The 24,929-nt window shown below is 70.6% G+C and carries 30 protein-coding genes; 6 read left to right on the top strand and 24 right to left on the bottom strand.

What is annotated here, in order from left to right:
• The first annotated feature begins 127 nt into the window (after window positions 1–127).
• Entirely contained in the window at window positions 128–985 is an 858-nt protein-coding gene (locus tag SSP24_RS34300; RefSeq protein WP_141313884.1) for a nitroreductase/quinone reductase family protein, read from the top strand.
• A gap of 36 nt (window positions 986–1,021) precedes the next feature.
• On the opposite strand, the gene SSP24_RS34305 is transcribed toward SSP24_RS34300, so the two are convergent.
• From SSP24_RS34305 to SSP24_RS34320, 4 genes are all read right to left on the bottom strand, one after another.
• Window positions 1,022–3,064 carry a HelD family protein gene (locus tag SSP24_RS34305; protein ID WP_141313885.1) on the bottom strand — a complete coding sequence of 681 codons (2,043 nt, stop codon included), beginning with the start codon at window positions 3,062–3,064 and terminating at the stop codon, window positions 1,022–1,024.
• A gap of 45 nt (window positions 3,065–3,109) precedes the next feature.
• Window positions 3,110–3,769, bottom strand: a complete 660-nt coding sequence (locus tag SSP24_RS34310) for a TetR family transcriptional regulator (RefSeq protein ID WP_141313886.1) — start codon at window positions 3,767–3,769, stop codon at window positions 3,110–3,112.
• Between the two features lie 9 nt (window positions 3,770–3,778).
• Complete coding sequence (locus SSP24_RS34315) at window positions 3,779–5,977, bottom strand: phosphotransferase (protein WP_373306667.1); 2,199 nt, start codon at window positions 5,975–5,977, stop codon at window positions 3,779–3,781.
• A 214-nt stretch (window positions 5,978–6,191) separates the two neighbouring features.
• The gene (locus SSP24_RS34320; protein ID WP_229864912.1) at window positions 6,192–7,070 is read right to left on the bottom strand and encodes a winged helix-turn-helix domain-containing protein; all 879 of its coding nucleotides are present in this window, start codon (window positions 7,068–7,070) and stop codon (window positions 6,192–6,194) included.
• A 183-nt stretch (window positions 7,071–7,253) separates the two neighbouring features.
• Here SSP24_RS34320 and SSP24_RS34325 point away from each other — a divergent pair, with 183 nt between their 5' ends.
• Entirely contained in the window at window positions 7,254–7,436 is a 183-nt protein-coding gene (locus SSP24_RS34325; protein WP_141313888.1) for a hypothetical protein, read from the top strand.
• Here the strand turns inward: SSP24_RS34325 and SSP24_RS34330 are convergent.
• Both SSP24_RS34330 and SSP24_RS34335 read right to left on the bottom strand, forming a co-directional pair.
• Window positions 7,427–8,155 (bottom strand): HAD family hydrolase, encoded by a 729-nt coding sequence (locus SSP24_RS34330; RefSeq protein WP_141313889.1) that lies wholly within the window; start codon window positions 8,153–8,155, stop codon window positions 7,427–7,429. The genes SSP24_RS34325 and SSP24_RS34330 overlap by 10 nt on opposite strands.
• Before the next feature lie 26 nt (window positions 8,156–8,181).
• A complete protein-coding gene (locus SSP24_RS34335) occupies window positions 8,182–9,063 on the bottom strand; it encodes a GntR family transcriptional regulator (protein ID WP_141313890.1) in 882 nt (293 codons plus the stop codon).
• Window positions 9,064–9,223: 160 nt separating this feature from the next.
• Between SSP24_RS34335 and SSP24_RS34340 the strand changes: the two genes are divergently transcribed.
• Entirely contained in the window at window positions 9,224–9,412 is a 189-nt protein-coding gene (locus SSP24_RS34340; RefSeq protein WP_141313891.1) for a hypothetical protein, read from the top strand.
• A gap of 23 nt (window positions 9,413–9,435) precedes the next feature.
• Here the strand turns inward: SSP24_RS34340 and SSP24_RS34345 are convergent, their stop codons facing one another.
• From SSP24_RS34345 to SSP24_RS34355, 3 genes are all read right to left on the bottom strand, one after another.
• Window positions 9,436–10,344 carry a winged helix-turn-helix domain-containing protein gene (locus SSP24_RS34345; RefSeq protein ID WP_141313892.1) on the bottom strand — a complete coding sequence of 303 codons (909 nt, stop codon included), beginning with the start codon at window positions 10,342–10,344 and terminating at the stop codon, window positions 9,436–9,438.
• Between the two features lie 291 nt (window positions 10,345–10,635).
• Entirely contained in the window at window positions 10,636–11,886 is a 1,251-nt protein-coding gene (locus tag SSP24_RS34350; RefSeq protein ID WP_141313893.1) for a GNAT family N-acetyltransferase, read from the bottom strand.
• A gap of 80 nt (window positions 11,887–11,966) precedes the next feature.
• Window positions 11,967–12,590: an RsiG family protein gene (locus SSP24_RS34355; protein WP_141313894.1), complete on the bottom strand. Its 624-nt coding sequence runs from the start codon at window positions 12,588–12,590 to the stop codon at window positions 11,967–11,969.
• A gap of 188 nt (window positions 12,591–12,778) precedes the next feature.
• Here SSP24_RS34355 and dtd point away from each other — a divergent pair, with 188 nt between their 5' ends.
• Window positions 12,779–13,204, top strand: coding sequence for a D-aminoacyl-tRNA deacylase (dtd, locus tag SSP24_RS34360; RefSeq protein WP_141313895.1), 426 nt, complete (start codon window positions 12,779–12,781; stop codon window positions 13,202–13,204).
• A gap of 8 nt (window positions 13,205–13,212) precedes the next feature.
• Here dtd and ygfZ read toward each other — a convergent pair whose 3' ends face one another.
• The 6 genes from ygfZ to SSP24_RS34395 all read right to left on the bottom strand — a co-directional run bounded on the left by ygfZ (window position 13,213) and on the right by SSP24_RS34395 (window position 17,935).
• A complete protein-coding gene (gene ygfZ, locus SSP24_RS34365; RefSeq protein WP_141313896.1) occupies window positions 13,213–14,178 on the bottom strand; it encodes a CAF17-like 4Fe-4S cluster assembly/insertion protein YgfZ in 966 nt (321 codons plus the stop codon).
• Window positions 14,179–14,188: 10 nt separating this feature from the next.
• Window positions 14,189–14,677: a Fur family transcriptional regulator gene (locus SSP24_RS34370; RefSeq protein WP_141313897.1), complete on the bottom strand. Its 489-nt coding sequence runs from the start codon at window positions 14,675–14,677 to the stop codon at window positions 14,189–14,191.
• A gap of 16 nt (window positions 14,678–14,693) precedes the next feature.
• A complete protein-coding gene (locus SSP24_RS34375; RefSeq protein WP_141313898.1) occupies window positions 14,694–15,269 on the bottom strand; it encodes a heme-binding beta-barrel domain-containing protein in 576 nt (191 codons plus the stop codon).
• A gap of 223 nt (window positions 15,270–15,492) precedes the next feature.
• Window positions 15,493–16,344: a hypothetical protein gene (locus SSP24_RS34385; RefSeq protein ID WP_141313900.1), complete on the bottom strand. Its 852-nt coding sequence runs from the start codon at window positions 16,342–16,344 to the stop codon at window positions 15,493–15,495.
• On the bottom strand, window positions 16,341–17,183 hold the full coding sequence (locus SSP24_RS34390) for a hypothetical protein (RefSeq protein WP_229864911.1): 843 nt from the start codon (window positions 17,181–17,183) through the stop codon (window positions 16,341–16,343). Before SSP24_RS34390 ends, SSP24_RS34385 begins: the two co-directional genes overlap by 4 nt.
• The gene (locus SSP24_RS34395) at window positions 17,180–17,935 is read right to left on the bottom strand and encodes a hypothetical protein (protein ID WP_167529789.1); all 756 of its coding nucleotides are present in this window, start codon (window positions 17,933–17,935) and stop codon (window positions 17,180–17,182) included. Before SSP24_RS34395 ends, SSP24_RS34390 begins: the two co-directional genes overlap by 4 nt.
• A gap of 102 nt (window positions 17,936–18,037) precedes the next feature.
• Here SSP24_RS34395 and SSP24_RS34400 point away from each other — a divergent pair, with 102 nt between their 5' ends.
• Window positions 18,038–18,400, top strand: a complete 363-nt coding sequence (locus SSP24_RS34400) for a DsrE family protein (protein ID WP_141313901.1) — start codon at window positions 18,038–18,040, stop codon at window positions 18,398–18,400.
• A gap of 11 nt (window positions 18,401–18,411) precedes the next feature.
• Here the strand turns inward: SSP24_RS34400 and SSP24_RS34405 are convergent, their stop codons facing one another.
• The 9 genes from SSP24_RS34405 to SSP24_RS34440 all read right to left on the bottom strand — a co-directional run bounded on the left by SSP24_RS34405 (window position 18,412) and on the right by SSP24_RS34440 (window position 23,866).
• Window positions 18,412–18,798, bottom strand: coding sequence for a VOC family protein (locus SSP24_RS34405; protein ID WP_141313902.1), 387 nt, complete (start codon window positions 18,796–18,798; stop codon window positions 18,412–18,414).
• Between the two features lie 10 nt (window positions 18,799–18,808).
• A complete protein-coding gene (locus tag SSP24_RS34410) occupies window positions 18,809–19,069 on the bottom strand; it encodes a DUF3099 domain-containing protein (RefSeq protein ID WP_141313903.1) in 261 nt (86 codons plus the stop codon).
• Between the two features lie 96 nt (window positions 19,070–19,165).
• Window positions 19,166–19,456, bottom strand: a complete 291-nt coding sequence (locus SSP24_RS34415; protein ID WP_039654704.1) for a DUF1416 domain-containing protein — start codon at window positions 19,454–19,456, stop codon at window positions 19,166–19,168.
• A 31-nt stretch (window positions 19,457–19,487) separates the two neighbouring features.
• Window positions 19,488–20,327 (bottom strand): sulfurtransferase, encoded by an 840-nt coding sequence (locus tag SSP24_RS34420; RefSeq protein ID WP_141313904.1) that lies wholly within the window; start codon window positions 20,325–20,327, stop codon window positions 19,488–19,490.
• 130 nt (window positions 20,328–20,457) lie between these two features.
• Complete coding sequence (locus SSP24_RS45365) at window positions 20,458–20,538, bottom strand: putative leader peptide (protein WP_350310325.1); 81 nt, start codon at window positions 20,536–20,538, stop codon at window positions 20,458–20,460.
• Window positions 20,539–20,753: 215 nt separating this feature from the next.
• Window positions 20,754–21,485, bottom strand: a complete 732-nt coding sequence (locus tag SSP24_RS34425) for an LmeA family phospholipid-binding protein (RefSeq protein WP_141313905.1) — start codon at window positions 21,483–21,485, stop codon at window positions 20,754–20,756.
• Window positions 21,486–21,583: 98 nt separating this feature from the next.
• Window positions 21,584–22,666 (bottom strand): hypothetical protein, encoded by a 1,083-nt coding sequence (locus tag SSP24_RS34430; RefSeq protein ID WP_141313906.1) that lies wholly within the window; start codon window positions 22,664–22,666, stop codon window positions 21,584–21,586.
• 8 nt (window positions 22,667–22,674) lie between these two features.
• Window positions 22,675–22,929 (bottom strand): MoaD/ThiS family protein, encoded by a 255-nt coding sequence (locus SSP24_RS34435; protein WP_141313907.1) that lies wholly within the window; start codon window positions 22,927–22,929, stop codon window positions 22,675–22,677.
• An 85-nt stretch (window positions 22,930–23,014) separates the two neighbouring features.
• A complete protein-coding gene (locus tag SSP24_RS34440) occupies window positions 23,015–23,866 on the bottom strand; it encodes an alpha/beta hydrolase (RefSeq protein WP_141313908.1) in 852 nt (283 codons plus the stop codon).
• A 180-nt stretch (window positions 23,867–24,046) separates the two neighbouring features.
• Between SSP24_RS34440 and SSP24_RS34445 the strand changes: the two genes are divergently transcribed.
• Window positions 24,047–24,826, top strand: a complete 780-nt coding sequence (locus SSP24_RS34445; protein WP_141313909.1) for a response regulator transcription factor — start codon at window positions 24,047–24,049, stop codon at window positions 24,824–24,826.
• Window positions 24,827–24,929: the final 103 nt, after the last annotated feature.

Raw genomic sequence — 24,929 nt, forward strand, 5'->3', positions numbered from 1 at the left:
GGCGGGTCCGGGGCCCGCCGATCTCTCTCTGCGCGTCAGCGCGTTCGTTCACGAACCACCAGTGACGACCACCGCCAGAGCCGCGAAAGCTGCCAGAGCCGCCAGAGAGAGAAGAGAACAAACGAGCATGCCCAACGACGTCATCAACAGCTTCAATCAGCAGATCATCGAGGAGTTCCGCGCCAACCGAGGCCGCGTCGGCGGCCCCTTCGAGGGCGCCCGGCTCATCCTCCTCACCACCACAGGCGCCCGCTCGGGCGCCGAGCACACCACCCCCGTCGCCTACCTCCCTGACGGCGCCGAGCGCATCCTGGTCATCGCCTCCGCGGGCGGCGCCCCCAGGCACCCGGCCTGGTACCACAACCTCCTCGCCCATCCCCAGGTCACCGTCGAGAGCGGCGCGTTCACCTACCAGGCGCGGGCCGAGGTACTGGAGGGCGAGGAGCGCGACCAGGCCTTCGCGCGGGCCGTCGAGACGGACGCGGGCTGGGCGACGTACCAGGAGAAGGCGGGGCGGGTGATACCGGTCGTGGCGCTGTACAGCATCGCCGGCGGCGGCCCGGGGGACATCAACGCCGGTTCCATGGGCGAAGCGCTCAAGGTCGTTCATGATGCTTTCCGGCGCGAACTCGCCCTCATCCGGCAGGAGATGAACAAAGCGACGCAAGGCAGCGGCTCCCTCGCCGCTCAGCTGCGCGTCAACTGCCTCACCTTCTGCCACGGCCTGCACAACCACCACACCGGCGAGGGCCTCGGCCTGTTCCCCTTCCTCGCCGACCGCCACCCCACGGCCGCCCCCGCCGTCGAACGCCTCCGCGAGGAGCACGAACGCATCGCCGCCCTGGTGGAGGACCTGCGCGCGGCGGTCGCGACGGAGGACCCGGTCACCGCCCGCACCGAGGTCGAGCGCCTCACCGCGGAGCTGGAGGCGCATCTGACGTACGAGGAGGAGCAGTTGATCCCGCTGCTGGACGCCACCGCCTGACACGCAACAGGGCTGCAGCACGCGCGCGTACGCCCGTCAGAACGGCAGCACGCGCGCGTGCACCACCTCCAGCCGCGACACCGCCCGCGTCAGCACGACGTACAGCCGGTGCAGCCCCCGCCCCTCCGCCTGCTCCCCCGCCACGATCGCCGCGGGCTCGACGGCGACGACATGGTCGTACTCCAGCCCCTTGACCACACTCGCCGGCACCACCGTCACCCGCGCGCCGAGTTCCTCCGGCCCGGCGGCACCGATCCCGGCCGCCGTGAGCGCCTCCCGCACCCACCCGGCGTCCGCGTCCGCCGCGACGACCCCCACCGACCCCTCCCGCTCCAGCGCGTCGCGTACGGCCGCCACGACCGCGCCGGGCAGATCACCCGCCGCTTCCCGGATCCGCAGCTCGCCGTCCGCGCGCAGCGACCGCGCCTCCGGCACGTCCACGTCCAGCCGCCGCAGCAGCCGGTTCGCGAGCGCCACCACCGCCGCCGGCACCCGGAACCCGGTGGTCAGCGGCACCACCACCGCCTCCTGCTTCCCCAGATGCCGCAGCTGTACGTCCCACCGTCGCGCCGCCCACGGCGTGGTGCCCTGTGCGAGGTCGCCGAGGACGGTCAGCGAGCCGAAGGCCGAACGGCGGGCGATGGCGCGGCACTCCATCGGCGAGAGGTCCTGCGCCTCGTCGACGACGACATGGCCGTACCCCTCGGGGTGTGCGAGGAGCCCGGCCACCTCGTCGAGGAGGACGAGGTCGGCGGCCGACCAGCGCGCCGACTTCCACGACCGCGGCGGCCTCGCCCACAGCAGCGCCTTCTGCTCGTCACCGTCGAGCACCCCGTCGGCGTACCGCGCCAGTGCCTCCGGATCGGTGAGCAGTTCGGCGACGACCTCCTCCGGCCGCACGCGCGGCCATACGACGTCGAGGTACTCCCTGATCGTCCGTGATCGTTCGATCTGCCGAACCCAGGCGTTCGTACAGTGAGCGCCTCGCCGCTCGGCCTGAGCCCGCACCCGCGCCACGACCCGCGCCCGGACCCGCTCCCTCCCGACCTCGTACGGCGGCTCCTCCGCCCGCACGCCGCCGACGATCGCCCGCAGCTCATGGGCGGCGACCTGCCACCGGAGCGACCCGTCCGGTACGGCGAGACCGTCGTCGCCGTCGCCCCGCACGCGCGCGTACAGGGCGCGTCGCAGCACCTCGGCCATGCGCACGTCGTGCTTCACCTCGGCCGTGCGCACGTCGTCGGCGCCGGTGACCGGGTGCCGCGCGATCTCCTCGGCCAGGGTCGACTGCCGTACGCCGGTCTCGCCGAGGGCCGGGAGGACCTGCGAGATGTACGACAGGAAGGTGCGGTTGGGGCCGAGGATCAGCAGGCCGCCGCGCCGGATGCGCTGGGGGTGGGTGTAGAGCAGGTAGGCGGCGCGGTGCAGGCCGACGGCGGTCTTGCCGGTGCCGGGGGCGCCCTGCACGCACACGGAGACACCCAGGTCGCCGCGTACGAGATCGTCCTGCTCGGGCTGGATGGTCGCGGCGATGTCCCGCATGGGGCCGATGCGGGGCCGTTCGATCTCCCGGGCGACGATGTCGCTCGGCGCCGACTCGCTCCGGCCGAGGTGCTCGTCCTCCAGGGAGGTGAGGTCGGCGGAGTCGCCCCGGCTGCCGGGCGCCCAGCCGAAGCGGCGGCGGACGGCGACGCCCTGGGGGTCGCGGGCGCTCGCCTGGTAGAAGGCGCGGGAGACGGGGGCGCGCCAGTCGACGACGAGGGGTGGGGCGGCGGGGCGCTCGGCGATGCGCAGCCGGCCGATGTGCAGCGGCTGCCGATCGGTCTCCGGGCCCTGGTCGTCGCCCCGTCCGTCGAAGTCCAGCCGGCCGAAGAACAACGGCCCTTCGGGCAGTTCCCGCAGCTCCTTGGCCCGGCTGCGCAGCCGATAGCCGAGGACTTCGGCGTCGGCGCCGGACGCGGAGACGTCCTCGCCGGTGACGACGTGGTCCTGGGCGCCGTCGATCATGGCGGCGAGCGCGGCGCGGCAGGTGTCGTGGTGGGCGCGTTCCTGGTGGAGGGCGTGGTCGAGTGCCGTCATTCCGGCGAGCGTACCGGAATAACGTAACCGAGTCATATTTTTTACTCAGTCGCGAGAGTCGCGCGGCTCCGCAAGTTGCGGCTCCGCAAGCTGCGGCTTCGCGAGCCACGGCAACCCCGCTGCCAGCAACCCGAACGCCCGCTCCGCCGCCGCGACGGCCTCCCCCCGGACCGCCACCGCCCGCTCCCCCGCCGCCATCCGCCGCCAGTTCTCGTGCGCGAGCACCCGCTGTACGGCGATGATCTGCCCGGCGGCGAGCCGGGCGTCGAGACCCCCGCCCAGCGCCTCGGCCAGCGCCTCCTCCGAGCGCTCCAGGAACGGGTACAGGCGCGCGACCAGGGCCGGAGTCCCGTACAGCAGCGAGTGGAAGGCGAGCACGCCCGGCTCGTCGTTCAGCCCGGTGACCGGATCGAACCGCTCCAGCCCGTCCAGGAAGTGCCGCCGCAGCGCGACGAGCGGCGCCTCGGCCGCCGCGGCGACCACTCGCGCCGCCTCGCCCTCGTGATCGGCGATCTGGTGCAGGACGAGGTCCTCCTTGGCCGGGAAGTACCGGAACAGGGTCGGCTTGGAGATCTCGGCCGCGGCGGCGATCTCGGCGACGGAGACCGCGTCGAACCCCTTCTCCAGGAACATCCTGGTCGCGAGGTCCGACACCACCTGGTACATCCGCTGCTTCTTGCGCTCGCGCAGCCCGATCTCTGCCATGGGTCGAGCCTACGGGCCGGTCCCCGGACGTCGCCGCCGTCCCGGCCCCGCGAGGGCGCTCACCAGCAGGGGGTTGGCTTTCGGCAGCCCGAGCGAACCCGTCGCCGCCTCCAGGGTCATCGCGTACGAGTCCACCGCACGGCGGACGTTCGGGGCGTCCAGGCTCGCGCCGGTCACCAGGCGGTCCAGATCCACGTACGCCGACCGCACGATCTCGATCCACCGGTAGACCCGCCAGTCCTTGCGCCAGTCACGGGTGTACTCGGGGTCCAGCCGGCTCTCCCAGCGGCGGAACATGCGGTCCCGGATCTCCGGTCGGGTGCGGGTGAGATGCATGTGCCGGACCAGGTCGTACAGGGGGTCGCCGACCAGCGCCATCTCCCAGTCGATGATCGTCAGCGCCAGCCGGTCGGGGCGGCGTACGAGGTTCCACGGGTTCAGGTCCCCGTGCAGCAGGGCGGGCGCCCGGTGGGTCACCTGGTTCCGGGCGAGGATCTCGCGCAGGCGGGAGGCCTCGGGCAGGCCCAGCTCCCTGGCGAGCCGCCGCAGCTCCTGCGGCAGGTCGCGCACCAGCGCGACGAGCGACTCGCACAGCCAGGCGTGGAATCCTCCCTCGCCGGCCAGCGGGTCGACCCGCTTGTAGTCCACCCTGGTCAGCTCGCAGAGCTGGTCGACGAGCCCGTCCGCCTCGTGCGGCAGCAGGCCGTGCTCCGGGTGCCGGGGCGGCTCGTCGATGTCGTGCGAACCGACGTAGGTGTGGATGGTGAAGCGCTCCCCCTGGTGGTCCCGGCCCAGCGCGAGGGCTCTGGGGGCCGCCACCTGGACCCGCGACTCCTCGATGGCGCTCAGCACGGCGTGCTCGCTGAGGTAGCGCGGCTCGCGTGGGCACACGTTCGCCACCTTGCGGCGCACCACCACGGGGAAGTCGACGCCGTCCACCAGGACCACGGAGTTGAGGTGCGCGGTGCCCTTGAACACCCGACCGGCCGGCGCCGCGCCCTCCTCGCGCAGGGCCTCCGCCACCGCCTCGCGAGGGAAGTCGGGGCGCTCCGGCACCCGCTCGTCCGGCTTCCAGCGGAAGGCCCTCGGCACCCGCCCCCGGCCGCGGCGGGAGGCGCGCCACCGGTACAGGATCGACTCGATCTCGGAGACGCCCGGCGGGTTCATGAGCCGCAGGGGTTCGGCCGCCGCCGTCAGGGCCCGGTGCACCGACGCTGTCGCATCGTCCAGGCTCTTCTGGTCGAACGTGTCCTCCAGCCCGTTCACGGCTCGCATCACGTCGGGATAGACGGACTGCGCCCGTTCGAAGTCGACGTAGTGGCGCAGGTCCTTGGCCAGGCCGTTGACGGCCGACGGGCGGACCGCCCCCATGGCCTCGGCCCACGCGTCGATCACCTCGTCCCACTGGAAGGACGGGTACCGCATGCGCACCAGATGGGTCGCGAGGTCGTGCAGGGGGTCGCCGTATGTGGCCAGCTCCCAGTCGACGCAGATGAGCGGCGGGTCCCCGTCGTACGACACGATCAGGTTGTCGCGGTGCAGGTCCGCGTGGAGCAGGCTGTAGGGCCGCCGCGCCATGGCCGGCACCCGCTCGCCCAGCCGGACCAGGGCGTCCTCCGGGATGCCGAGAGCCTTGAACAGCCCACCGAAGGCAGTCCAATTGGACTGCCGGATCTGCCGGTCCGCGAGGTGGACGAGGGTCTGGAGGAAGGCCTGGCTGTCCGTGTCGTTGCCGGGCCAGTGCCCCGGCAGCGGCGGCAGCGCTCCGCGCCGTACCTGAGCCGTCTGCGCGACCAGCCGGGCCAGCTCTCTTATGAGCAGCGCGTCGACCGGCTTGTCGTTTCCGCAGACGCTGGAGAGCGGCACACCCTCCACAAAGCTGTGGATCGCGAAGCCGTTCCCCTGGGCCAGGCACTGAGGCACATGGGGCAGGACCCCGCGGATGGCATCGAGAATCTGCGCCTCGCTCTGCCAGGTCCTGATCACCACGGGCAGCGCGTCGCGGCGCCGGACCCGTACGGTCACGAGCGTGCCGGCCTCGCGGTTCAGCAGGATCGCCGGCTTCTCCGGCAGCGGCACCAGGTAGTTGCGGTTGTGGTGCCCGCTGATCATCTGCCCGTGCGCCTCGGCGTACGCCACGAGCTCCGTGACGGCGGCGTCGGGTGAGCGCTCCCCCCGAGCAGTACGAGGATGAGGAGGTGCGCCCACTGGCCGCTCCGGGGATCATTCACAGGATGGATGGGTACGGCAAACGCTAGAGGTCAGCAGACACCCGTACGACCTGGGCCGCGCGTCGAGTGGGCACAACGGGTGGTGTGCCGCTCGTCTGCGGGAGGCCGCTGGCGGGCCGGTTCGCCATGCCATACGGATGTACGAGAGCGATTGCTCATACGGTGCGGGCATGCTAGCGCACCGGTCAGCCCTACTCGGTGAGGTGGTCCCACACCGAGTCGAACCACGCCTGCATGCTGCCCACGAACACCGATCCCGGCGAGCCCGGATCCGCGTCCTTGACGTGGTGCGTCAGCGTGGCGCCGAGGCCCAGGACGTCCAGGGCGGTGACCTTCCGGCCGTCCCCCAGATCCAGCTGACGCTCCATCACCTCGTACGGGCCGTGCAGTGCCTCGGTGCCGTTGAAGAGATACAGCTTGAACACCGGCGTCAGCGGTACGTGGCGGATCTGCACGTCGACGGCCGGCACCAGACCCTCCGTCCGCAGGTCCGCCAGCACGCCCCGCAGTGACCCGGTGTGGTGCTCCGTGATGGCGTTCAGACGTGCCCGCATGCGCGGATCGTCCGTGTCGCCCTTGACCGTCGGATAGGGCAGCGGCAGCGCCCTGGAGGGCAGGAGCATGCGCAGGGCGATGCGCTGGGGTGCGATGAAACCACCGCGGATCCGCTCCGCCTGAAGGCGGATGTGCGCGTCCAGGGTCTCGGACGTCAAGGTGAAGACGTCCATCGACACCTGCGGCTGCTCGAAGGCCTCGCTGATGAGCGGGCCGAGGGTGACGCCCCGGCGCGACCTGGTCGCCCTGGCCGTCGAGGACTGTATGCGCTGGGTCTTCACAACCCGCGACCCGCTGCCCTGCTTGGACTCGATCCAGCCCTCGTCGGACAACTCCCGCAGGGCCCGCTGGACGGTGTCCCGCGAGACCCCGAACTCGTCCGCGAGGTTGCGCTGCGAGGGCAGGAAGGAGCGCAGGGGGTACGTCCCGTCGGCCATCCGGGCCCGCAGCTCGTCGGAGACCCGCTGGAACTCCCTGCCACCGCCGTCGCCCGCTCGGGGCTGCCGAACGCTCACGCGTCGACCGTACCGCCTACCGCATCCGGTCCACCAGCCCACCAATTTCGGTCAACTGGTCGACCGGAACGGTGGGTTGGTTAAGCGATCAGACGAGCCGGGGAGACCCACATCAGGCAACCAGTCCAATTGGACTGCCAGTTGATCGCTTGACTGGAAGCGGAGGGGGTGAAGGGGATGTGGATGCTTCTGTTCCAGACATTGCGGGGACTCCTGGAAGTCGGCGTCGGTCTGTTGGCACAGGCGCGGCTCGGCGTGGTGGGTGTGGCGCTGCTGTTCGTGATCGGCGTGGGCATACGCGCGCGCCACAGCGGACTGGCCGTGGGCGCCGTCGTGGTGCTGGCGCTGATGATGACTCAGGCCTGACGCCGGACCGCCTTCAGCACCGTCTCAAGCGAGTCGACGACGTCCGTGGCACCGGCGTCGCGCAACTCTGTCTCCTTGGCCTTGTTACGCGCGTAGCCGAGAAACGGAACGCCGGCCTTCCGCGCGGCCTCCAGGTCGGAGGGTGTGTCGCCGATCATCAGCGCCGCCGACGGAGCCGCGCCGAGGGCGTGCAGGGCGCGGTTGAGGCAGTGCGGGTGGGGTTTGAGGTGGTGGAGGTCCTGGGTGCGGCCGTAGATGTGCGGTGCGAAGCAAGCCAGGAGGCCGCGGCTCGTCAGGTACTCGCGGACCACGCGGGGGGAGTTGTTGGTGGTGATCGCCAGCCGGGATCCCACGGCCGTCCAGGTGCGTATCAGCGGGTCGGCGTACGCGGTGGGCATCGCCAGGGGCGCGGCCTTCAGTTCCTCTTTGGTGAGACGTTCCTCCAGCTCTGCCACCAGGTCACTGCCGCGCTGCCGCCGGTCTACGGCGCGCAGCACGGCGTGCGGGTCCAGGGACTGGCGCTCCCGTTCCGTCAACAGCCCCCGCAAACCTCTCCCCTCCAGCCACTCCACGAGGTCGCTCGCCACGCCCTCCGCCGAGTGGCCGGCGAAAAGCCGGCAGATCGGGCCGTCGAAGTCCCACAGAACTACGCGCGCGTCCGCGATCAGGGCCCGCAGTCTTTCCGTGTCGTCGCGGGTCTGTGAGGTCGCCGATGTCACCGGGCCAGTCTGCGTCGCATCAGAAGTCACTCAAAGAGTGTCAGGTCCGTCGTGATGGTTTCCCAGAGGGCGTCGAACCACAGCTGCGATTGCTCCACGAACGCGGCGTCCCGCCGGCCCGCCTGCCGTTCGAAGGAGAACAGGAGGGACTCGGTGCCCAGGACGTCGTACATGTCCAGGGTGCCGCTCGGGTCGTCCTCCGCGCGGCGCGTGACCATGTAGTACGCCATCAGCGCCTCCGCGCCGTTGAGCAGGTAGAGCTTCACCGGCGGGGTGAACGGCAGCGCGCGGAAGGTGACGTGTACGTCGATGCCGTGCGAGGTGCGCAGGGCGCGCAGGTTGTGCTGGAGGACCTGGCCCTGGGCGTTGCGCTGCGCGAGCCAGCGCTGATGGACCGGGTCCTCGTCGCCGCCACCCTCGACCGAGATCGGAAAGGCGAGGTTGATCTCCCGGGAGGGCAGCAGGATGCGCACGTCGATCGACTGGGGATGGACGCGGCCCTCGTGGATCGCTCGGACCGGCTCGCTCAGGGCCAGCATCAGGGTCTCGGCGGTCAGGCAGGCGGCGTCGATGCGGACGTGGGGGACGGCGAAGGCCGCCGTCAGGCGGGGTGCGAGGCCGACCATCGTGGGCTGGGGCTCGCCGCTCGGCAGGGCGGGTTCCGCGATGCGTGGCGGGCTGCCCTTGCTGACGTTGCTGAGCAGGCCGTCCTCCTGGAGGACGCGCAGGGCCTGGCGGACGGTGCCGCGTTCCACGCCGAACTCCTCGGCGAGCTCGGCCTGGGTGGGCAGGCGGTCGCCCGCCTTCAGGTCGCCGCTGCGGATGCGGTCCCGCAGGGTGTCGGCGATCTCCCGGGGCGAGAGTTTTCTGCCGCCGTTCACTGCCACGTTCTCCTGGGTCACGACCAAACGCTACAACTCAAAACCATCTGGCGGAAGTTGCTCACGAGTTGTTTATGGACATCTGCCAAGTGGGGACAACCTAATCAAAGTTGGTTGCCAACTTTCAAGTAACTCGCCCGAGTTGGCGGAAGGTTTGCCTCCCCGGCAGCCAGAAGGGGGAACCACCATGCCAGCCCTCGCTCTCCTCTCCGCGGTCTTCGTCATCGGCTTCGAGCAGATCGTCGCATGGCAGTACGGCGCGACCGGCGTGGTCGGCCTGCTCCTGCTCACCATCGGAATCAAGGCGAAGAGCCCGGCCGTCAGCTCCATCGGGGCGGTCGTGCTCGCGCTCCTGGTCACCGGCCCCGTCAGGTGACCGACCCGCAACCCCGGGAGGCGTCAGTTCGTGAGCACCAACTCCGAACTGATCGTCTCCCACAATGCGTTGAACCACAGGTGCGACTGCTCCACGAACGCCGCGTCGCGCGGCCCGGCGCCCTGCTCGAAGGCGAAGAGCATCGACCGGGTGCCCTCGGCGTCGTACAGCTGGAGCTGCTCGTCGTCGATCTCCTGCTCGCGGCGTCTGAGCGTGTAGTACGCGAACAGCGCCTCGGAGCCGTTGACCAGGTACAGCTTCACCGGTGGCGTGAACGGCAGGGCGCGAAAGGAGACCTGCACGTCGATCCCGTGCGTGGAGCGCAGCGCCAGCAGATTGTGCTGGAGCACCTGTCCCTGGGCGTTGCGCATCGCGAGCCACCGCTCGTGCAGCCGGTCGGCGTCCGCCGGGTCCACCGGTGCCGGGAAGGCGAGGTCGATGTCCCGGCTGGGCAGCAGGACACGTACGTCGACCTTGGCCGGTTTCAGCTCACCCGCGTGGATTCGGCGCAGTGGCTCGCCCATCGAGAGCGTGAGCGATATCGAGGTCAGGCAGATGGCGTCGATCGCCACGTGCGGGGCCGCGAAGGCGGCCGCTATCCGCGGGGCGAGCGCCACGGTGGTGGGCTGTGGCGGGGCTCCCGGGCCGGCCGGCGCCCGGTCGGGGGCGGGGGCCACTGTCGCCGGGCTCCCTTTGGACACGTTGGTGAGCAGCCGCTCCTGCTGCAGGATGCGCAGGGCCTGCCGGACCGTCCCGCGATCGACGCCGAACTCCTCGGCCAGCTGGGCCTGGGTGGGCATGCGCTGGCCCGGCTGCAGGACCCGGCCCCTGATCCGGGCGCGCAGCTCGTCGGCCACCTCGCGGTGTGACATCTGTGGCGGCTGTGGCCTCTTCCGTCCATTGACGGAGACGTGTTCCCGGTCCACAACCAAACACTACAACTTCCCGCCATCTTCCGGCAGTTCTGAAGTAGGTGGTTATGAGACGCTTCCAAGTGGAGATAAGTACAGAGGAGTTGGTCACCAACTTCGGCAACCTGGTCAAGCGTTCCGAGGGTTGGCTTGGGCCGACCGGGCTCCCTTCCGGAGGGGAGCCGGGAGCTCGGTCTGTCGGCACAGTCACAACCGAACAACGCCAACTGAACAAGCAGAGGGATCAGCCACAACTGAAGAGCACGCTACGGATAGCGGAAACACCCACCCGTCACCGGCAGGAGGGAGCACTCAGAACAGGTCCGGGCACCAAGGCCGCCTGGACGTGCGCAGCAGGGCGTCGGCCGAACGGGCGGCGCCCGCTCGTTCTTCCCGCACCCGGCCCAGCGCCCCCAGCCGCACCGCCGACTCGTCGCCCAGCCACAACGCCGCCAGATCAGCCACGTCCAGCGTGAGGTCGGCGCTCTCGGTGCTCGGCGCACAGGACGCCCCCTGCGCCGACGCCTCCAGCCGGTACCGCCCGCCCGCGAGCCCGCCCGCGTCGACGACCTCCAGCACCAGCGACCCCTCCCCCTCGTACGTCCGCGCCTGAAGCGCCCGTACGACGTCCAGGATCCGCACCCACAGCCAGTCGGCCTGCGCGGTGACACGGGCGGCACGCGGGTCCGGCAGGTAGAACGGCAGCAGGTCGTCCGGGGCCCGCCAGCCGGTCTTCACCTGGGTGATCCAGTCGATCGAGCAGAGGTAGTGCCACAGAGCGCGCTCGGCGGCCGGGGTCACCGCGATCAGCCAGTTCACGTCGGCGGTGTTGTGCGGCTGCTTGCCGTGCCAGTTGTCGTCGGCCTCGTAGGACACCATGCCCTCGACCTCGCCGGTGGCCGAGCGGTGGACGGCGTAGAAGGGCTCGGTCCAGGACCCGTTGTAGCGCAGGGCGCCGGTGTTGTATCCCCACCACCGATCGTTGCGGCTGACCGCGCCGGGCTGGGCGCGGCGCAGCCGTTCGTGCAGTTCGGGGCCGAGCTTGCGGATGTCCTCGCCGTCCACGACGTCGATCCGGCCGCCGTCCTCCGGGCCCGACCAGCGGGGGTCGAGGCCGGTGCGGGGCACGTCGATGGTCCACTCGGTCGTCCAGGTGGCCGGTCCGAAGCCGTAGCGGCCGTAGATCGGGTACTCGGCAGCGATCAGGGTCGCGACGACGTCCCCGCGTTCCTTCGCCGCCGCCAGGTCCTGGGTCATCATGCGGCTGAGCAGGCCGCGGCGACGGTGCGTGGGGGTGACGGTGACATTGGATATGGCGTCGGCCGGCACGGCCGCGCCGCCCACGACCGTGAGTTCCTGCGCGAAGGACCGGAACGTCGCGACACACCGCTCGCCGTCGAACGCACCGAGCAGCCTGCCCGGCACGAACTCGTGACGGCGGGCCTGAAGTTGCTCTTCCGTCAGCGTCGGCTCCCGCAGGAAGCCGACGTTCAGGGCCCGATGCCAGTCCTCGAACTCGGCTTCGATGATCGGGCGTACGGGCAGCTCGTCGCGACGCGTCATACCAGCACGGTAGGCCTACGACGGGGCAGGTGTCGCGGGGTTTTCACCGGCGCCGACACCGCCACATCAGCACGCCCTTGTCACAGCAGCAGGTCTTCGACCTGCGCCTCCCCCTCCCGATACCGCCGCGCGATCTCCGCGCTGCACTCGTCGGTGGTCCGCTGCAGCCGCTGCCGTCGCCGGGACACCTGCTGCTCGTACCGCACGAGCCGCCCCATCGCGGTGGTCAGCTCCAGGTCGGTACGCGCGTCCAGCGCGGACAGTTCGACCTCGGCCAGCATGTCCGCGGCCAGCCGCCGGTACTCCTCGTTGTGCGGGGTGCCCAGCGTCACATGGCGCGCGGAGGAGCGGTACCGGGCCGGGGCGTCCGTGAGGATCTCCGGCAGCCGCTCCACCACCGAGGCCTCGGCCGTGTCCGTGTCCACCGGGGACGCCGGTCCCCGGCGCGCCAGCTCCGCCCGCAGGATGTCGATCCGTCCCTGGAGCAGCCGTCGTACATAACTGAGATCCGCCTCGTCGCGCTGGGCGTCCCGGCGCAGGGTGCGCAGTTCGGCCAGGCTCAGCGCGGTCAGATCGGGCGCGGGCGGATCGGGCGGCAGCTGTGGGCTGTCGGTGCGCTGCACGGGCGGGCGGAGTGAGTCCTGGGCTCCCGCATGGGTCAACGAGACAGCCCCAGGCGGCTGCCCGGTACTCGGTGTTCTCATGTGCCTCTACCGTCCCCTCGACCGACTGTTGCAACATCGTGCCACCCCAAGTGGCCGCAATGTGACCGAGTGCCCCCGAACAGCCCCAGATGGGGGGTTAGGGCCTGTCGTCTGGATCAACTGGATCAAAAAGAGTGCTGGCCCGGACCACCCCGAAGCCCGGTGGCGGCGCCCGGCATGATGGTCGTATGCGTGCAGTGGTGCAGAGGGTGGACGGCGCGAGCGTCGTCGTTGACGGCGAGACCGTCGGGGAGATCATCGGCGAAGGGCTGTGCGTCCTGGTCGGTGTGACGCACGAGGACACCAAGGAGAAGGCGGCCCAGCTCGCCCGCAAGCTCTGGTCGCTGCGGATGCTGCACGACGAGAAGTCGTGCAGCGACATCGACGCCCCGCTCCTCGTGATCAGCCAGTTCACCCTCTACGGCGACGCCCGCAAGGGCCGCCGCCCCACCTGGAACGCGGCCGCGCCCGGCGACGTGGCCGAGCCGCTGGTCGACGAGGTGGTCGCGCAGCTGCGCGCACTGGGCGCGACAGTGGAGACGGGCCGGTTCGGCGCGAGGATGCGGGTGTCCCTGACGAACGACGGCCCGTTCACGGTCCTCATCGAGGTCTAGGGCCTGCCCTAGGGCGCTACGACGACTTCCTGAGCCGCGGCCGTCGTGTCCGCCACCAGCGGCGCGTCCACCGGCACGTTCCGCTTCACCAGCGCCAGCGCCACCGGACCGAGCTCGTGGTGCCGTACGGACGTCGTCACAAAGCCGATCTTGCGGCCGTCGGGGCCCTCGTCCGCGAGCCGGAGTTCGGTGCCGTGCGGCGGCAGATGCACCTCGCTGCCGTCTAGGTGGAGGAAGACCAGCCGGCGCGGCGGCTTGCCCAGGTTCTGCACCCGGGCGACCGTCTCCTGCCCCCGGTAGCAGCCCTTCTGCAGATGCACGGCGGTGCCGATCCAGCCCAGCTCGTGCGGGATGGTGCGGTGGTCGGTCTCGAAGCCGAGCCGGGGCCGGTGCTGCTCGACGCGCAGCGCCTCGTACGCCAGGATCCCGGCCGCGGGCCCGGCCTTCGCGGCGTAGGACTCCAGGTCGGCGCGCGGGAGGAACAGATCACGGCCGTACGCCGTCTCCCGTACGACGACACCCTCCGGCACCTCGGCGATGGAACCGGCCGGCAGGTGCACGACCCCGTAGTCTGCGGTGCGGTCGGCGACCTCGACCTTGTAGAAGAACTTCATCGACTCCAGGTACGCGATCAGCGCGTCCTGGGTGCCGGGTTCGACGTGGGCCCAGACGGTCGTGCCGTCGTCCACGAGGTAGAGCGCGTGTTCGATGTGGCCGTGCGCGGAGAGGATCAGCGCCTCGGTGGCCTCGCCCGCGGGCAGGTCGCTGACGTGCTGGGTGAGCAGCAGATGCAGCCAGCTCAGCCGGTCCTCGCCGGAGACGGCGATGACGCCGCGGTGCGAGAGGTCGACGAAACCGGTGCCGTCGGCGAGGGCACGCTGCTCGCGGAACAGGTCGCCGTAGTGCGCGGCGACGCCTTCGTCGACCCCTTCGGCGGGGACGGCGCCGGGCAGGGACAGCAGGGGGCTCTTCATACGCACAAGCCTACGACTCGGTAGCTGAACCCCCGGCCGTCGAACCCTTGTTGCCCTCGCTGCCCTTGTTGGTCGAACCCTTGGCCGCCGTACAGTCCTTGCACCGGCCGAAAATCGCGAAGTGCTTCATGTCGGTGTCGAAGTCGAACGTCTCGCGCAGCTTGGCGGTGAACTCGGCGGCGACGGAGACATCCGCCTCGATGACGTTCGTACAGTCGCGGCAGACCAGGTGGAGATGGTGGTGCCGGTCGGCGAGGTGGTACGTCGGCGCCCCGTGCCCGAGGTGCGCGTGGCTGACCAGCCCGAGCTCCTCCAGCAGCTCCAGCGTCCGGTACACCGTCGAAATATTGACCCCCGACGCCGTCTTCCGCACTTCCGCGAGGATGTCGTCGGGGGTCGCGTGCTCCAGGGTGTCCACGGCTTCGAGCACGAGTTGCCGCTGCGGCGTCAGCCGGTAGCCGCGCTGCCGCAGATCGCTCTTCCAGTCGGTGCTCACCACACCGGCCAGTCTAGGACTACCTGAAGAAAGCGATCCCGTCGTCCGGCATGTCGTCCGGCAGGGCCTTCGCCCAGCGCTCGACGTCCTCCGGGGTGACGACCTTCTTCAGCTGGGCCGACATGTACGGCCGCAGCTCGACCTCGGGGGTCTGCTTCTCGCCGACCCACATCAGGTCGCCCTTGACGTATCCGTACAGCCGCTTGCCCCCGCTGTACGGGCGGGAGGCGGCCGTGCGCGCGACCGCGTCCGTGGCCAGGTCGATCTGCGGCTTCTGGTCGGCCAGCTCGCCGTACCAGATCTCGATGACACCGTCGTCGCGGGTCATCGTGACCTCGACCTTGCGGTCGGCGTCGATGCGCCAGAAGCCGTGCTCGGACTCCAGCGGCCTGACCTTGGTGCCGTCCTTGTCGAGCACCCAGGTGTGGGAGTGGTACTCCAGGAAGTCCCGGCCGTCGTGCGTGAAGGTGACCTCCTGCCCGAAGTTGCACTTCTCGGCGCCGGGGAAGTCGTGTACGCCCGCGCCCGCCCAGTTGCCGAGCAGGAAGGCGAGGGGGACGAGGTCCTTGTGGAGGTCGGACGGGATCTCGATCATGAGCAGCTCAGACGTCTCGTACGTGGGTGGGGGTCAGCGCTGGCCCTGGTACAGCTTCTTCACGGCCAGACCGGTGAAGGCGAGGACGCCGACGCAGACCAGGACCAGCAGAATTTCGAAGAAGAGGATCACGGAGTGCTCCTTGGTGAGCGGGGTGCGTGGTGCACAAGGCCGTGCTCCAGCTTACGCGGCTGGGGCACGGCCCTCTTTGTGAGGTACGCCCTCAGCGCAGCAGCTGGCTCTGCAGGACGACCGTCTGCTGGAACGGGACCGCCGGCACGCCGCCCTTGCGGGACTGCACGATCACCGCATAGACGTCGCCCGCGGACAGATACGCCTGACGGACCTGTTCGGCACCGTACGGCTTCGGCTCGGCGTAGGCGGTGCGGGCGATCCCGGCGACCGAAGCGGCCTCCGGGAACTTCTCGTCGTAGACGGCGTCGTGCGAGCCGCGCAGCGAGTACGTGGGCCAGGCGAACGCCACGGCATCGGACGCGATCTTCGTGTCCACGGTCTGCGCGGTGTCGAACTGGAGCAGGTAGATCCGGGTCCGGGTGCCGTCCGGTGTGGTCCACCCGCGTGCGGCGATGTGTCGCAGGCCGGTGTCGACCAGCTTCTGCCGCAGCGCCTCCCGGTCCTCCTCGACCTCGTACTCCGCCAGGTAGTCCTTCGTCGCCAGCCAGCCGTCCGCGCCGCGCAGCGCCTTGTCCTCCCGCGCCCCGGCGGGGGCAGGCAGCACGAGAGCGCGCAGATCGGCGTAGTGGGCGCCGGCCGTGTTGCCGTCGGCGAAGGGTCCGGGGCTGCCGGAGGGCAGCGGCGGCCTGGTCAGCTCGGGGTAGTCCCAGCGCCCGTCCGATTCGGTGGCCAGGCCCGGTACGTCCGTGCGCGCCATGCCCGTGATCCCGTACGCCGTGGCCGTGCCGACGGCCGCGAACACTGCCACGGCCGCGGTCCAGCGCGCCACGGCCCTCAGGACGCGGCGGTCACGGGGCGCCGGGGCCAAAGCCGCGGGCGGCTGCGTCGGCTCGGTGAGCGGCTCGCTGAGCGGCTCGGCCTCTGTGGTCCCGTCGGTCATATCGCCTTCCCCGGCTCGGCGATCCGGTCGAGTTGGGTGCGCAGGAGCGTGGCCACTCCGGCGCTGTCGAGCTTGTCGGTTCCGTACGCGCTGGCCATGACCAGGACGTCACCGACATGGGCGGAGCAGAACATCGCCGTGAGGTCCTCCTCGCTTCCCTCGGGTGCCCGGAAGCACTCGGCGTCCTTGTGGCCCTTGATCTTCGGCCCCTTGCGTGCGCCCAGCGCGCCGAGGAGCTCCCTCTGGAACTCCGAGACATCACGGACCGCGGCCCTGTTCTCCATCTGCGTCAGCACGATGCTCACCGTGTAGATCTCCTCGTTGTGGAGATACGGCTTCGCATCCCCACTGAAGTAGCTGCGCATCGCAATGCCCTTGGGCCGCTGCCGGTCGATCTCCTTCTCCAGCTCCTTGCGCGCGGAGCGGGACAGACCGCGCAGGGACTCCTTGCGCAGCGCCGTGGCCTGGGCGCCGCTGAGCTGCGCATCGGAGCCGAACTCCGCGTAGTCGGGTCCGCGGACCCAGCCGTCGGTCCCGTACGGCACGAGCATCCCGGCGAGCCCGGTGGGAGCCGGGGCCTTCTTGTCCTCGGCCGTGGCCTTCGGGAACTTCCAGCGCGGGGCGCCCGCGTCCCGGTCCGCGCCCCGCACGGTCACAACGGTCGCGCTCACGCCGGCGATCAGCGCTCCGACGAGCAGCAGGCCGCCTGCGGCGGCTGCCACACGCCCACGCCTTCCGGGCTTGCGAACTGCTGCGTCCGCCGGTGTGTCCGCCGACTCCGGCTGCGGCTCCGGCTCGTTCGTCTGCGACCGCTCCTGCGGTACTTCGGTTCCGCTCACAGCCGCTCCATCTGCCGCTCGGCCAGGTCCATGATCGTCTTCTTGGGGATCCGCCGGTCGCCGTAGACCCAGATCTCCATCGCGATGTCCCCCCGCGAGGCGTGCGCCTCGGCGCGGTACATCGGCTCGTAGCCGGGCTTGGTGTCCGGCGGGGTGTGGACGTAGGCCATGCCGTCGCCGGTGCCCGGGATGTTCCAGCTCTCGACGCCGTCTTCGCTCTCCGCCCAGTCCTGGAGGTTGCTGACGGAGTCGGCCGCCGCCAGGGAGTCCTCGTGACGGAACTGCACGAGTCGGATCTCCACGCTGTACGAGCTGCCGACCTCCCAGCCGACGACGGCGGCCCGGCGGAACTCGTCCGAGACGAGGGAGCTGAACGTGGCGCCCGGCTCGGTGAAGGTGTCGGCGTATGCCGCGATGTCCATCCAGCCGTCGGACGCGGGCAGCCAGTCGGCCTCCTTCGTTCCGGCCGGCCTCTTCAGCAGCAGCTTGCGCAGGTCGCCGTCGGTGCGAACCCTGCGGTCCTGCGCGGCCGACAGCGGCTCCGGGGCCGGACCGGTCGCCTGCGGCAGCACGGGCTGGGACAGCGGCGGCAGCGGAACGGGTTCACGGTCGGCCTGCACCTGGTATCCGACGCAGGTGCCGGCGACGACACCGAGGACGGCCGCGCCGGCGATCAGCAGCGCGGTACGGCCACGACGGCGGGGCCGCGTCGCCGTCGACTCCGGCGCGACCGGTCTTTCAGAGTCTTCCAAGACGTCCCCCACAGGATGTGAAGCGCGGGTTCCGGTACCGCGCCGCACAGGAGACTCATGGCCAACGCCCTGGGTTGCAAGGATCTTGATTACGATTCAACCATGGCGAAGAAGCTGGTGATCAAGGTGACGGCGGGGACGGATGCCCCCGAACGCTGCTCGCAGGCGTTCACGGTCGCGGCGGTGGCCGTGGCGAGCGGCGTGGACGTCTCCGTATGGCTGACCGGCGAGTCCGCCTGGTTTGCCCTCCCGGGCCGGGCGGCCGAGTTCGAACTGCCGCACGCCGCTCCGCTGCCCGACCTGATCGAGTCGATCCTTGCGGGCGGCCGCCTCACCCTGTGCACCCAGTGCGCGGCCCGCCGCGACATCACGGAGAAGGACGTCATCGAGGGCGTGCGGATCGCGGGGGCGCAGGTGTTCGTCCAGGAGACGCTCGCGGAGGACACGCAGGCGCTCGTCTACTGAGGCTGCTGAGGCTATTGAGGCGTCTCCGTCCAGAGGCAGAACGGGTGCCCGGACGGGTCGAACAGCACGCGTACGTCGTCCTGGGGCTGGTACTCGGCGAGCGTGGCGCCCTCGGCGACCGCCCGCGCCGTCTCCGCCCGAAGGTCGTCGACCTCGATGTCGAGGTGGAGCATCATCTGCTGGTCGCCGGGGTACCGGGTGGGCCAGACCGGTCGTACGTACTCGGGCTCCGTCTCGAAGGCCAGGGACGTGCCCTCGTGGCCGGGCGGAGGGCCGATGAGCACCCAATGGGGCTCCTCGCGCCGCACCTCGTAGCCGAGCAGGCGCAAGTAGAAGCCGGCCAGTTCATGCGCGTCATGCGCGTCGAGCACCACCGTGGACAGCCTCGCAGGCGACATGCCCGCTTTCCTACCGCGGCTTCTTCTTGCCGTCCAGCTCGTCCCACCACTCGTCCGACTGGGGGTCGCCCGACGGATCGTCCCACCAGCGGTCGTCCGGCCCCCGCCGGTTGGCGATCATCGCGGCGACGGGCGGGATCACCATGGCGACCACGCACATGGCCACGGCCGCCGGCGTCGACCACAGGCGTACGACTCCCCAGGCCAGGACGAACAACGCGATGCAGGTGCCCATCATGGCGAAGTAGACGTGCCGACGCCGCGCGTACATACCTCCAGCGTAGGTCCGGACACGCCAAAGGGCCGCGTCCCAGGTGTCCAACCCGCGGGACGCGGCCCTTCGTGCTCAGCTGCTCGCGCCGGATCGTCAGACCGCGATCGCGACCTCCGCCAAGCCGCCCTTCTGGGCGACGACCGTGCGGTCGGCGGTGGCGCCACCGGGGACGAGGGCGCGGACGGTCCAGGTGCCCTCGGCCGCGTAGAAGCGGAACTGGCCCGTCGCGGAGGTCGGCACCTCCGCCGTGAACTCGCCGGTCGAGTCCAGCAGACGGACGTAGCCCGTCACCGGCTCGCCGTCGCGGGTCACCTGACCCTGGATCGTGGTCTCACCGGGCTTGATCGTCGAGGCGTCGGGGCCGCCGGCCTTCGCTCCGCACATGTTGAACTCCTTGAGGGGTAAAGGTCGGGGCTTACTTGTTGGCGCCGAGCTCGATCGGAACGCCGACGAGGGAGCCGTACTCGGTCCAGGAGCCGTCGTAGTTCTTGACGTTCTGCACGCCGAGCAGCTCGTGCAGCACGAACCACGTCAGCGCGGAGCGCTCACCGATACGGCAGTAGGCGATGGTGTCCTTGGCGAGGTCGACCTGCTCCTCGGCGTAGAGCTCCTTGAGCTCGTCGTCCGACTTGAACGTGCCGTCGTCGTTGGCGTTCTTCGACCACGGGATGTTGCGGGCGGTCGGGACGTGACCCGGACGCTGCGACTGCTCCTGCGGCAGGTGCGCCGGGGCGAGCAGCTTGCCGGAGAACTCGTCGGGGGACCGGACGTCGACCAGGTTCTGGTTGCCGATCGCGGCGACCACGTCGTCACGGAAGGCACGGATCGAGGTGTCCTGCGGCTTGGCCTTGTAGTCGGTGGCGGCGCGCTCGGGCACCTCCTCGACCAGCTCGCGGGCGTCCAGCTCCCACTTCTTGCGGCCACCGTCGAGCAGCTTGACGTTCTCGTGGCCGTAGAGCTTGAAGTACCAGTAGGCGTACGAGGCGAACCAGTTGTTGTTGCCGCCGTAGAGGATCACCAGCGTGTCGTTGGCGATGCCCTTCTCCGACAGCAGCTTCTCGAAGCCGGCCTGGTCGATGAAGTCGCGGCGGACCGGGTCCTGGAGGTCCTTGGTCCAGTCGATGCGGATCGCGTTCTTGATGTGGTTCTTCTCGTAGGCGGTGGTGTCCTCGTCGACCTCGACAATGGCGATGCTCGGGTCGTCCAGGTGCTCCTGCAGCCAGTCGGCGTCGACCAGGACGTCGCTGCGGCTCATGCTCTTTCTCCTCCGGGGCAGTTGCGGCGGGGCGTGCGAGTGCGAGGGTGCGCTGGTGCCGGACGGCCGACGCGGCGCACGAGTGCCCTCAGCAGGGCAAGGGGTGAATGCGGAAGTCGAGGGCTTCCGCTCAGAAAGTGCGACAGAGCATGGCGGCAACGCGGCACAGGTCTACTGCCCGCCGCTTCGTGAGATCCGCCTGTCGCTTCATGGCGTCGAGCTTAGGGACGGTCGGGCGGGCGTGTCACCGGTGTGTCGGATCGTGAGACGGGATCGTCCAGGATGCGGGAACGCAGAAGCGCCCGGTACGCCGTGACACGGCCTCCGGGCGCTTGCGTACGCCGTCACATCTGCGGTACGGACGAGGTGTCTCGCCTGTCGGACAGCTTGCGTGGTCGGACAGCCGGATGCCGCTCCCGCCCGGTCCTACCCGGCCAGCTGCACGTTCGAACCCTTCACCGAGATCTCCACCCCGTTCTGCGCCGCCTCGACCTTGTCGAGCTTGACGCCGCCCGGGAGGTCGTCGATGGCCTGCTGGAAGTCGGTGATCTCACGGACCGAGCCCTCGGCGAGGTCCAGGCCCGCCAGGTCCGGCAGGGAGTCGGTGCGCACCTCGACGGTGTCGCCCTTCACGCTGACCGTGCTGAGCACGGACATCTGCCGGGTGCCGATGACGGGTGCCTCGATCTCCACCCCGACCTTGATCTTGCCGTTGCCGCCGTCGGAGAGGCTCACCACGCGGGCGGTGATGCCGGGGGCGACCTCCGTCGGCTCGGACTTGGCGGCCTTGAGCAGCTCGCCGTACGCGATGGTCGCCGTGCCGGTCGCGGAGGCGGCGGTGGCAGAGCTGAAGTCGCCGGAGAAGTCGACGCCCTTCATGTTCGCCCGCAGGTCGTCGATCCGGATCTGCTCGCCGTCGGCCGCGGCTGCCTCGTAGTCCTGGATGCCCACCTCGACGTCGTCCAGCGTGCCGCCGGCGACCTGGGTGAGGAACGGGAAGCCGTTGATGGACACCTCGGGGGTGGCGGACAGGCCCTCGGTGGTGCGCAGCCGGTCCGCGACCTCGCCCTCGGCGAAGTTGACCGCGAGCCGGTCGGCGGCCACGAACAGCCCGCCCAGGATCACAAGGACGATCAGAAGTATTCGCAGCGCGCGCATGTTTCCCCACCCAGGCGGTCAGTCACGGACGACGGTCACCGTAACCCCAAAGGGAACACCGACCACGAAATTGTCGATCACCTGTGACAGGCGGTACGTCAGACCAGCGCGCGCCCCAGCACCCACAGCACCGGCGCCGCCGCGCTCAACGGCAGGGCCACACCGGCCGTGAAGTGGACGAACCGGGAGGGGTAGTCGTAGCTCGCCACCCGGTGCCCGATCAGCGCACACGCTCCGGCCGCCGCGCCGAGCAACGCACCGCCGTTCCCCACGCCGGTCATGCCGCCCACCGCGATGCCCGCCCCGGCCGCCGCGAGCAGCGCGACGACCACGGAGGCCGGCGTGGGCAGCGGCAGCGCACGGGCCAGGACAGCCACGGCCACGGCGGCGGCGCCGACGGTGACCGCGTCCGGTTCGGCGGCCAGATGGCCGGTGGCGACGATCGCCAGCGCGGCGGAGACGACGGTCGCCATCAGGCCGTACATCCGCGTGTCCGGGTCGGCGTGCGAGCGCAGTTGCAGCACGAGCGTCAGCAGCACCCACACCCCGAGCGTGCCGAGGATCGCGGCGGGCGCCTGCTCGCGGCCCGCGACCAGCAGCGCCACATCGGCGGTCAGCCCGCCCGCGAACGCCAGCGCGATGCCCTGCCGGGCCGGCCACATCCCGTTCAGCCGGAACCAGCCCGCGGCCGTGACGGCCTGCAACAGGACCAGCGGAACGAGCAGGGCGTACTCGCCGAGCGCCGCACCACCGGCCAGCAACAGGCCGAGCACCGCGGTGAGCGCGGCGGGCTGCAGCCCGGGCTCGATGATCGGCGACCGCCCTTCGAGCCGGGCTCGCTGAGCGGCCGTGAGCGGCGCTTCAGGGGCGGCGGGAGCGGCCGGGGGCTCGGGGGCCGGCCGGGACCGCTCGTACTGCTGCTGCGCCCACTGCCCGCTCTCCGGGGACTGCTGCGGGACGTACGCCGGGGTCGGCTGGACCTGGGTGTCCCAGGTCTGGCCCTCCCACTGCTGGGTGTACTGGGCGGCGGGGTGCGGCTGCTGGTACTGCGGGGGCTGCTGGTACTGAGGTTGCCCCTGCTGGGGGTACGGGGCTTGTCCCTGCTGGGGGTACGGGGCTTGTCCCTGCTGGTACGGGTCGTACCCGCCGTCGTACATGCCCTCGTACGGCTGGTTGCTCATCGGTGTGGTCACCCTCCTGCGAACGGCGGGAGCACCTCGACCGTGCCGCCCTCGGCCAGCCGTACCGTCTCATGCCCGCGGGTGCCCACGGGGTCACCGTCGACGAGGAACGAGCATCGCTGCAGGACGCGCGCCAGTTCACCGGGGTGTCGCGCGCGCACGGCGGCGAGCGCCTCGGCGAGCGTGGCCGCGTCGAACAGCTCTTCGGCGACCCCGGCCGCGGCCTTCGCGGCCGCCCAGTAGCGCACCGTGACCTTTGCCATCTCGTCCTCTAGTCCATTAGTCCATCTGGTTCATCTGGTTCATCGCTGGGTCAGTCGGCAGAACCCGGCTGTGATGAACGTCAGGCTAGCCCGCCGCACCGACAGCCCAGTCCCCGATCCGGGCCAGGAGTTCGTCGGTGGCCGCGTGTTCGGCGTGGCCCATGCCGGGCTCCAGCCAGAGTTCGCCGTGGTCACCGGCGGCCGCGGCCAGCATGTGGGGGTGATCGACCGGGAAGTAGCCGTCGCGGTCGCCGTGGACTAGGAGCAGCGGCGTCGGCGCGATCCGGGGGACCGCCTCCACCGGCGAGAGCGGGACGGGGTTCCAGCCCCGGTGGTGGATCCGGGTGCGCAGGCCGTAGCGGCCGAGCAGGCGGCCCTCGGGGCGGGTCACCAGCCAGTGGACGCGGCGCATGGGGGCCGTACCCCGGTAGTACCAGCGGGCCGGGGCGCTCACCGACACCACCGCCTCCGTCTGCCGGCCGTGCAGCGCCGCGTGCCGCAGCACCACCGAGCCGCCCATGGAGAAGCCGACGGTCACTACGCGCGCGTGCCCCTGTTCGCGCGCCCACGCCACCGCCGCCGCCAGGTCGAACACCTCACGATCACCGACGGTCGAGCGCCCGCCGGACGCCCCGTGCCCCCGGAAGGAGAACGTGACCACGGCGCCGTACCGCGCGAGCACCCCGGCGACCCGGCGTACGTGCGGCTTGTCGGCATCGCCGGTGAAACCGTGCGCCACGACGAACGCCGGATGGTCGGAGGGTGGCGTCAAGGTTTCGTATACGGCCGCACCCGGTTCGTATACGGCGTCGATCCGCACACCGTCTGCGGTGTGCAGAAACGTCCGCAAAGGTGCGGGTCTGCTCGCCCCGGGCGTCTCATACTTCGGACGAACAGTGGTGGATCGTGCCACTTGACCTGCCGGACCGTTGCTCATGTGGGCTATTCTGCTGTGCAGAGGACTCGGGCAGCGTAGCCCCCGGGTCCTTTTGTGCTTTCGGAAGCGTTGTATACGAGGCGGAGAACCGCAGGTGACCGCAGGTGTACGGGCCCCGGGATCGCAGAGCAGTGCCGCACCGCACAACGTCCTCGCAGGGACCGAGGAGGAACCAGACGTATGAGTTCTCTGCTGCTCCTGACCAACGCCCTCCAGCCGTCGACGGAGGTGCTCCCCGCCCTCGGCCTGCTGCTGCACAACGTTCGTGTGGCCCCGGCGGAGGGGCCCGCCCTCGTCGACACCCCGGGCGCCGACGTCATCCTCGTCGACGGCCGGCGCGACCTCCCGCAGGTGCGCAGCCTCTGCCAGCTGCTTCGTTCCACTGGCCCCGGCTGCCCGCTCATCCTCGTGGTGACCGAGGGCGGCCTCGCCGCGGTCACCGCCGACTGGGGCATCGACGACGTACTCCTCGACACCGCCGGACCCGCCGAGGTCGAGGCACGCCTGCGCCTCGCCATGGGCCGGCAGCAGATCGTCAACGACGACTCGCCGATGGAGATCCGCAACGGCGACCTGTCCGTGGACGAGGCCACGTACAGCGCCAAGCTCAAGGGGCGCGTCCTCGACCTCACCTTCAAGGAGTTCGAGCTCCTGAAGTACCTCGCACAGCACCCGGGCCGCGTCTTCACCCGCGCCCAGCTGCTCCAGGAGGTCTGGGGCTACGACTACTTCGGCGGCACCCGCACGGTCGACGTCCACGTACGACGGCTGCGCGCCAAGCTCGGCCCCGAGCACGAGTCGCTGATCGGGACCGTCCGGAACGTCGGTTATCGATTCGTTACGCCGGAGAAGGTGGACCGCGCCGCGGACGAAGCCAAGGCCAAGGCCGCCCGGCCAAAGCCGGAGGATGCGGACGAGAAGGCCCCGCTGGGCGCCGCCGAGGTCGCGGCCGACGCGTAACGGGCGCGCGGGCGCGCCCCCAGGGGAGCGCCCGCTTGCGCTGCGGTGCGCACAAGGCACCGTACGCCCTGCCCAGAGTGGGTCCATCCGCGTAGACTCCGCG

It is taken from the genome of Streptomyces spinoverrucosus, assembly GCF_006539505.1.
In the GTDB taxonomy this organism is placed as follows: domain Bacteria; phylum Actinomycetota; class Actinomycetes; order Streptomycetales; family Streptomycetaceae; genus Streptomyces; species Streptomyces spinoverrucosus.

Bases quoted from the DNA above. Each gene is read 5' to 3' on its own strand.
- SSP24_RS34340 (WP_141313891.1), top strand. From the start codon at position 9,224: ATGCCAGCCCTCGCTCTCCTCTCCGCGGTCTTCGTCATCGGCTTCGAG.
- SSP24_RS34355 (WP_141313894.1), bottom strand. From the start codon at position 12,590: ATGAGAACACCGAGTACCGGGCAGCCGCCTGGGGCTGTCTCGTTGACC.
- SSP24_RS34310 (WP_141313886.1), bottom strand. From the start codon at position 3,769: ATGGCAGAGATCGGGCTGCGCGAGCGCAAGAAGCAGCGGATGTACCAG.
- SSP24_RS34300 (WP_141313884.1), top strand. From the start codon at position 128: ATGCCCAACGACGTCATCAACAGCTTCAATCAGCAGATCATCGAGGAG.
- SSP24_RS34435 (WP_141313907.1), bottom strand. From the start codon at position 22,929: ATGGCAAAGGTCACGGTGCGCTACTGGGCGGCCGCGAAGGCCGCGGCC.
- ygfZ (WP_141313896.1), bottom strand. From the start codon at position 14,178: ATGAAGAGCCCCCTGCTGTCCCTGCCCGGCGCCGTCCCCGCCGAAGGG.
- SSP24_RS34420 (WP_141313904.1), bottom strand. From the start codon at position 20,327: ATGAGCCGCAGCGACGTCCTGGTCGACGCCGACTGGCTGCAGGAGCAC.
- SSP24_RS34405 (WP_141313902.1), bottom strand. From the start codon at position 18,798: ATGTCGCCTGCGAGGCTGTCCACGGTGGTGCTCGACGCGCATGACGCG.
- SSP24_RS34430 (WP_141313906.1), bottom strand. From the start codon at position 22,666: ATGAGCAACCAGCCGTACGAGGGCATGTACGACGGCGGGTACGACCCG.
- SSP24_RS45365 (WP_350310325.1), bottom strand. From the start codon at position 20,538: ATGAAGCGACAGGCGGATCTCACGAAGCGGCGGGCAGTAGACCTGTGC.
- SSP24_RS34305 (WP_141313885.1), bottom strand. From the start codon at position 3,064: ATGACGGCACTCGACCACGCCCTCCACCAGGAACGCGCCCACCACGAC.
- SSP24_RS34375 (WP_141313898.1), bottom strand. From the start codon at position 15,269: ATGATCGAGATCCCGTCCGACCTCCACAAGGACCTCGTCCCCCTCGCC.
- SSP24_RS34350 (WP_141313893.1), bottom strand. From the start codon at position 11,886: ATGACGCGTCGCGACGAGCTGCCCGTACGCCCGATCATCGAAGCCGAG.
- SSP24_RS34440 (WP_141313908.1), bottom strand. From the start codon at position 23,866: ATGAGCAACGGTCCGGCAGGTCAAGTGGCACGATCCACCACTGTTCGT.
- SSP24_RS34425 (WP_141313905.1), bottom strand. From the start codon at position 21,485: ATGCGCGCGCTGCGAATACTTCTGATCGTCCTTGTGATCCTGGGCGGG.
- SSP24_RS34385 (WP_141313900.1), bottom strand. From the start codon at position 16,344: ATGACCGACGGGACCACAGAGGCCGAGCCGCTCAGCGAGCCGCTCACC.
- dtd (WP_141313895.1), top strand. From the start codon at position 12,779: ATGCGTGCAGTGGTGCAGAGGGTGGACGGCGCGAGCGTCGTCGTTGAC.
- SSP24_RS34400 (WP_141313901.1), top strand. From the start codon at position 18,038: ATGGCGAAGAAGCTGGTGATCAAGGTGACGGCGGGGACGGATGCCCCC.
- SSP24_RS34445 (WP_141313909.1), top strand. From the start codon at position 24,047: ATGAGTTCTCTGCTGCTCCTGACCAACGCCCTCCAGCCGTCGACGGAG.
- SSP24_RS34410 (WP_141313903.1), bottom strand. From the start codon at position 19,069: ATGTACGCGCGGCGTCGGCACGTCTACTTCGCCATGATGGGCACCTGC.
- SSP24_RS34325 (WP_141313888.1), top strand. From the start codon at position 7,254: ATGCTTCTGTTCCAGACATTGCGGGGACTCCTGGAAGTCGGCGTCGGT.
- SSP24_RS34415 (WP_039654704.1), bottom strand. From the start codon at position 19,456: ATGTGCGGAGCGAAGGCCGGCGGCCCCGACGCCTCGACGATCAAGCCC.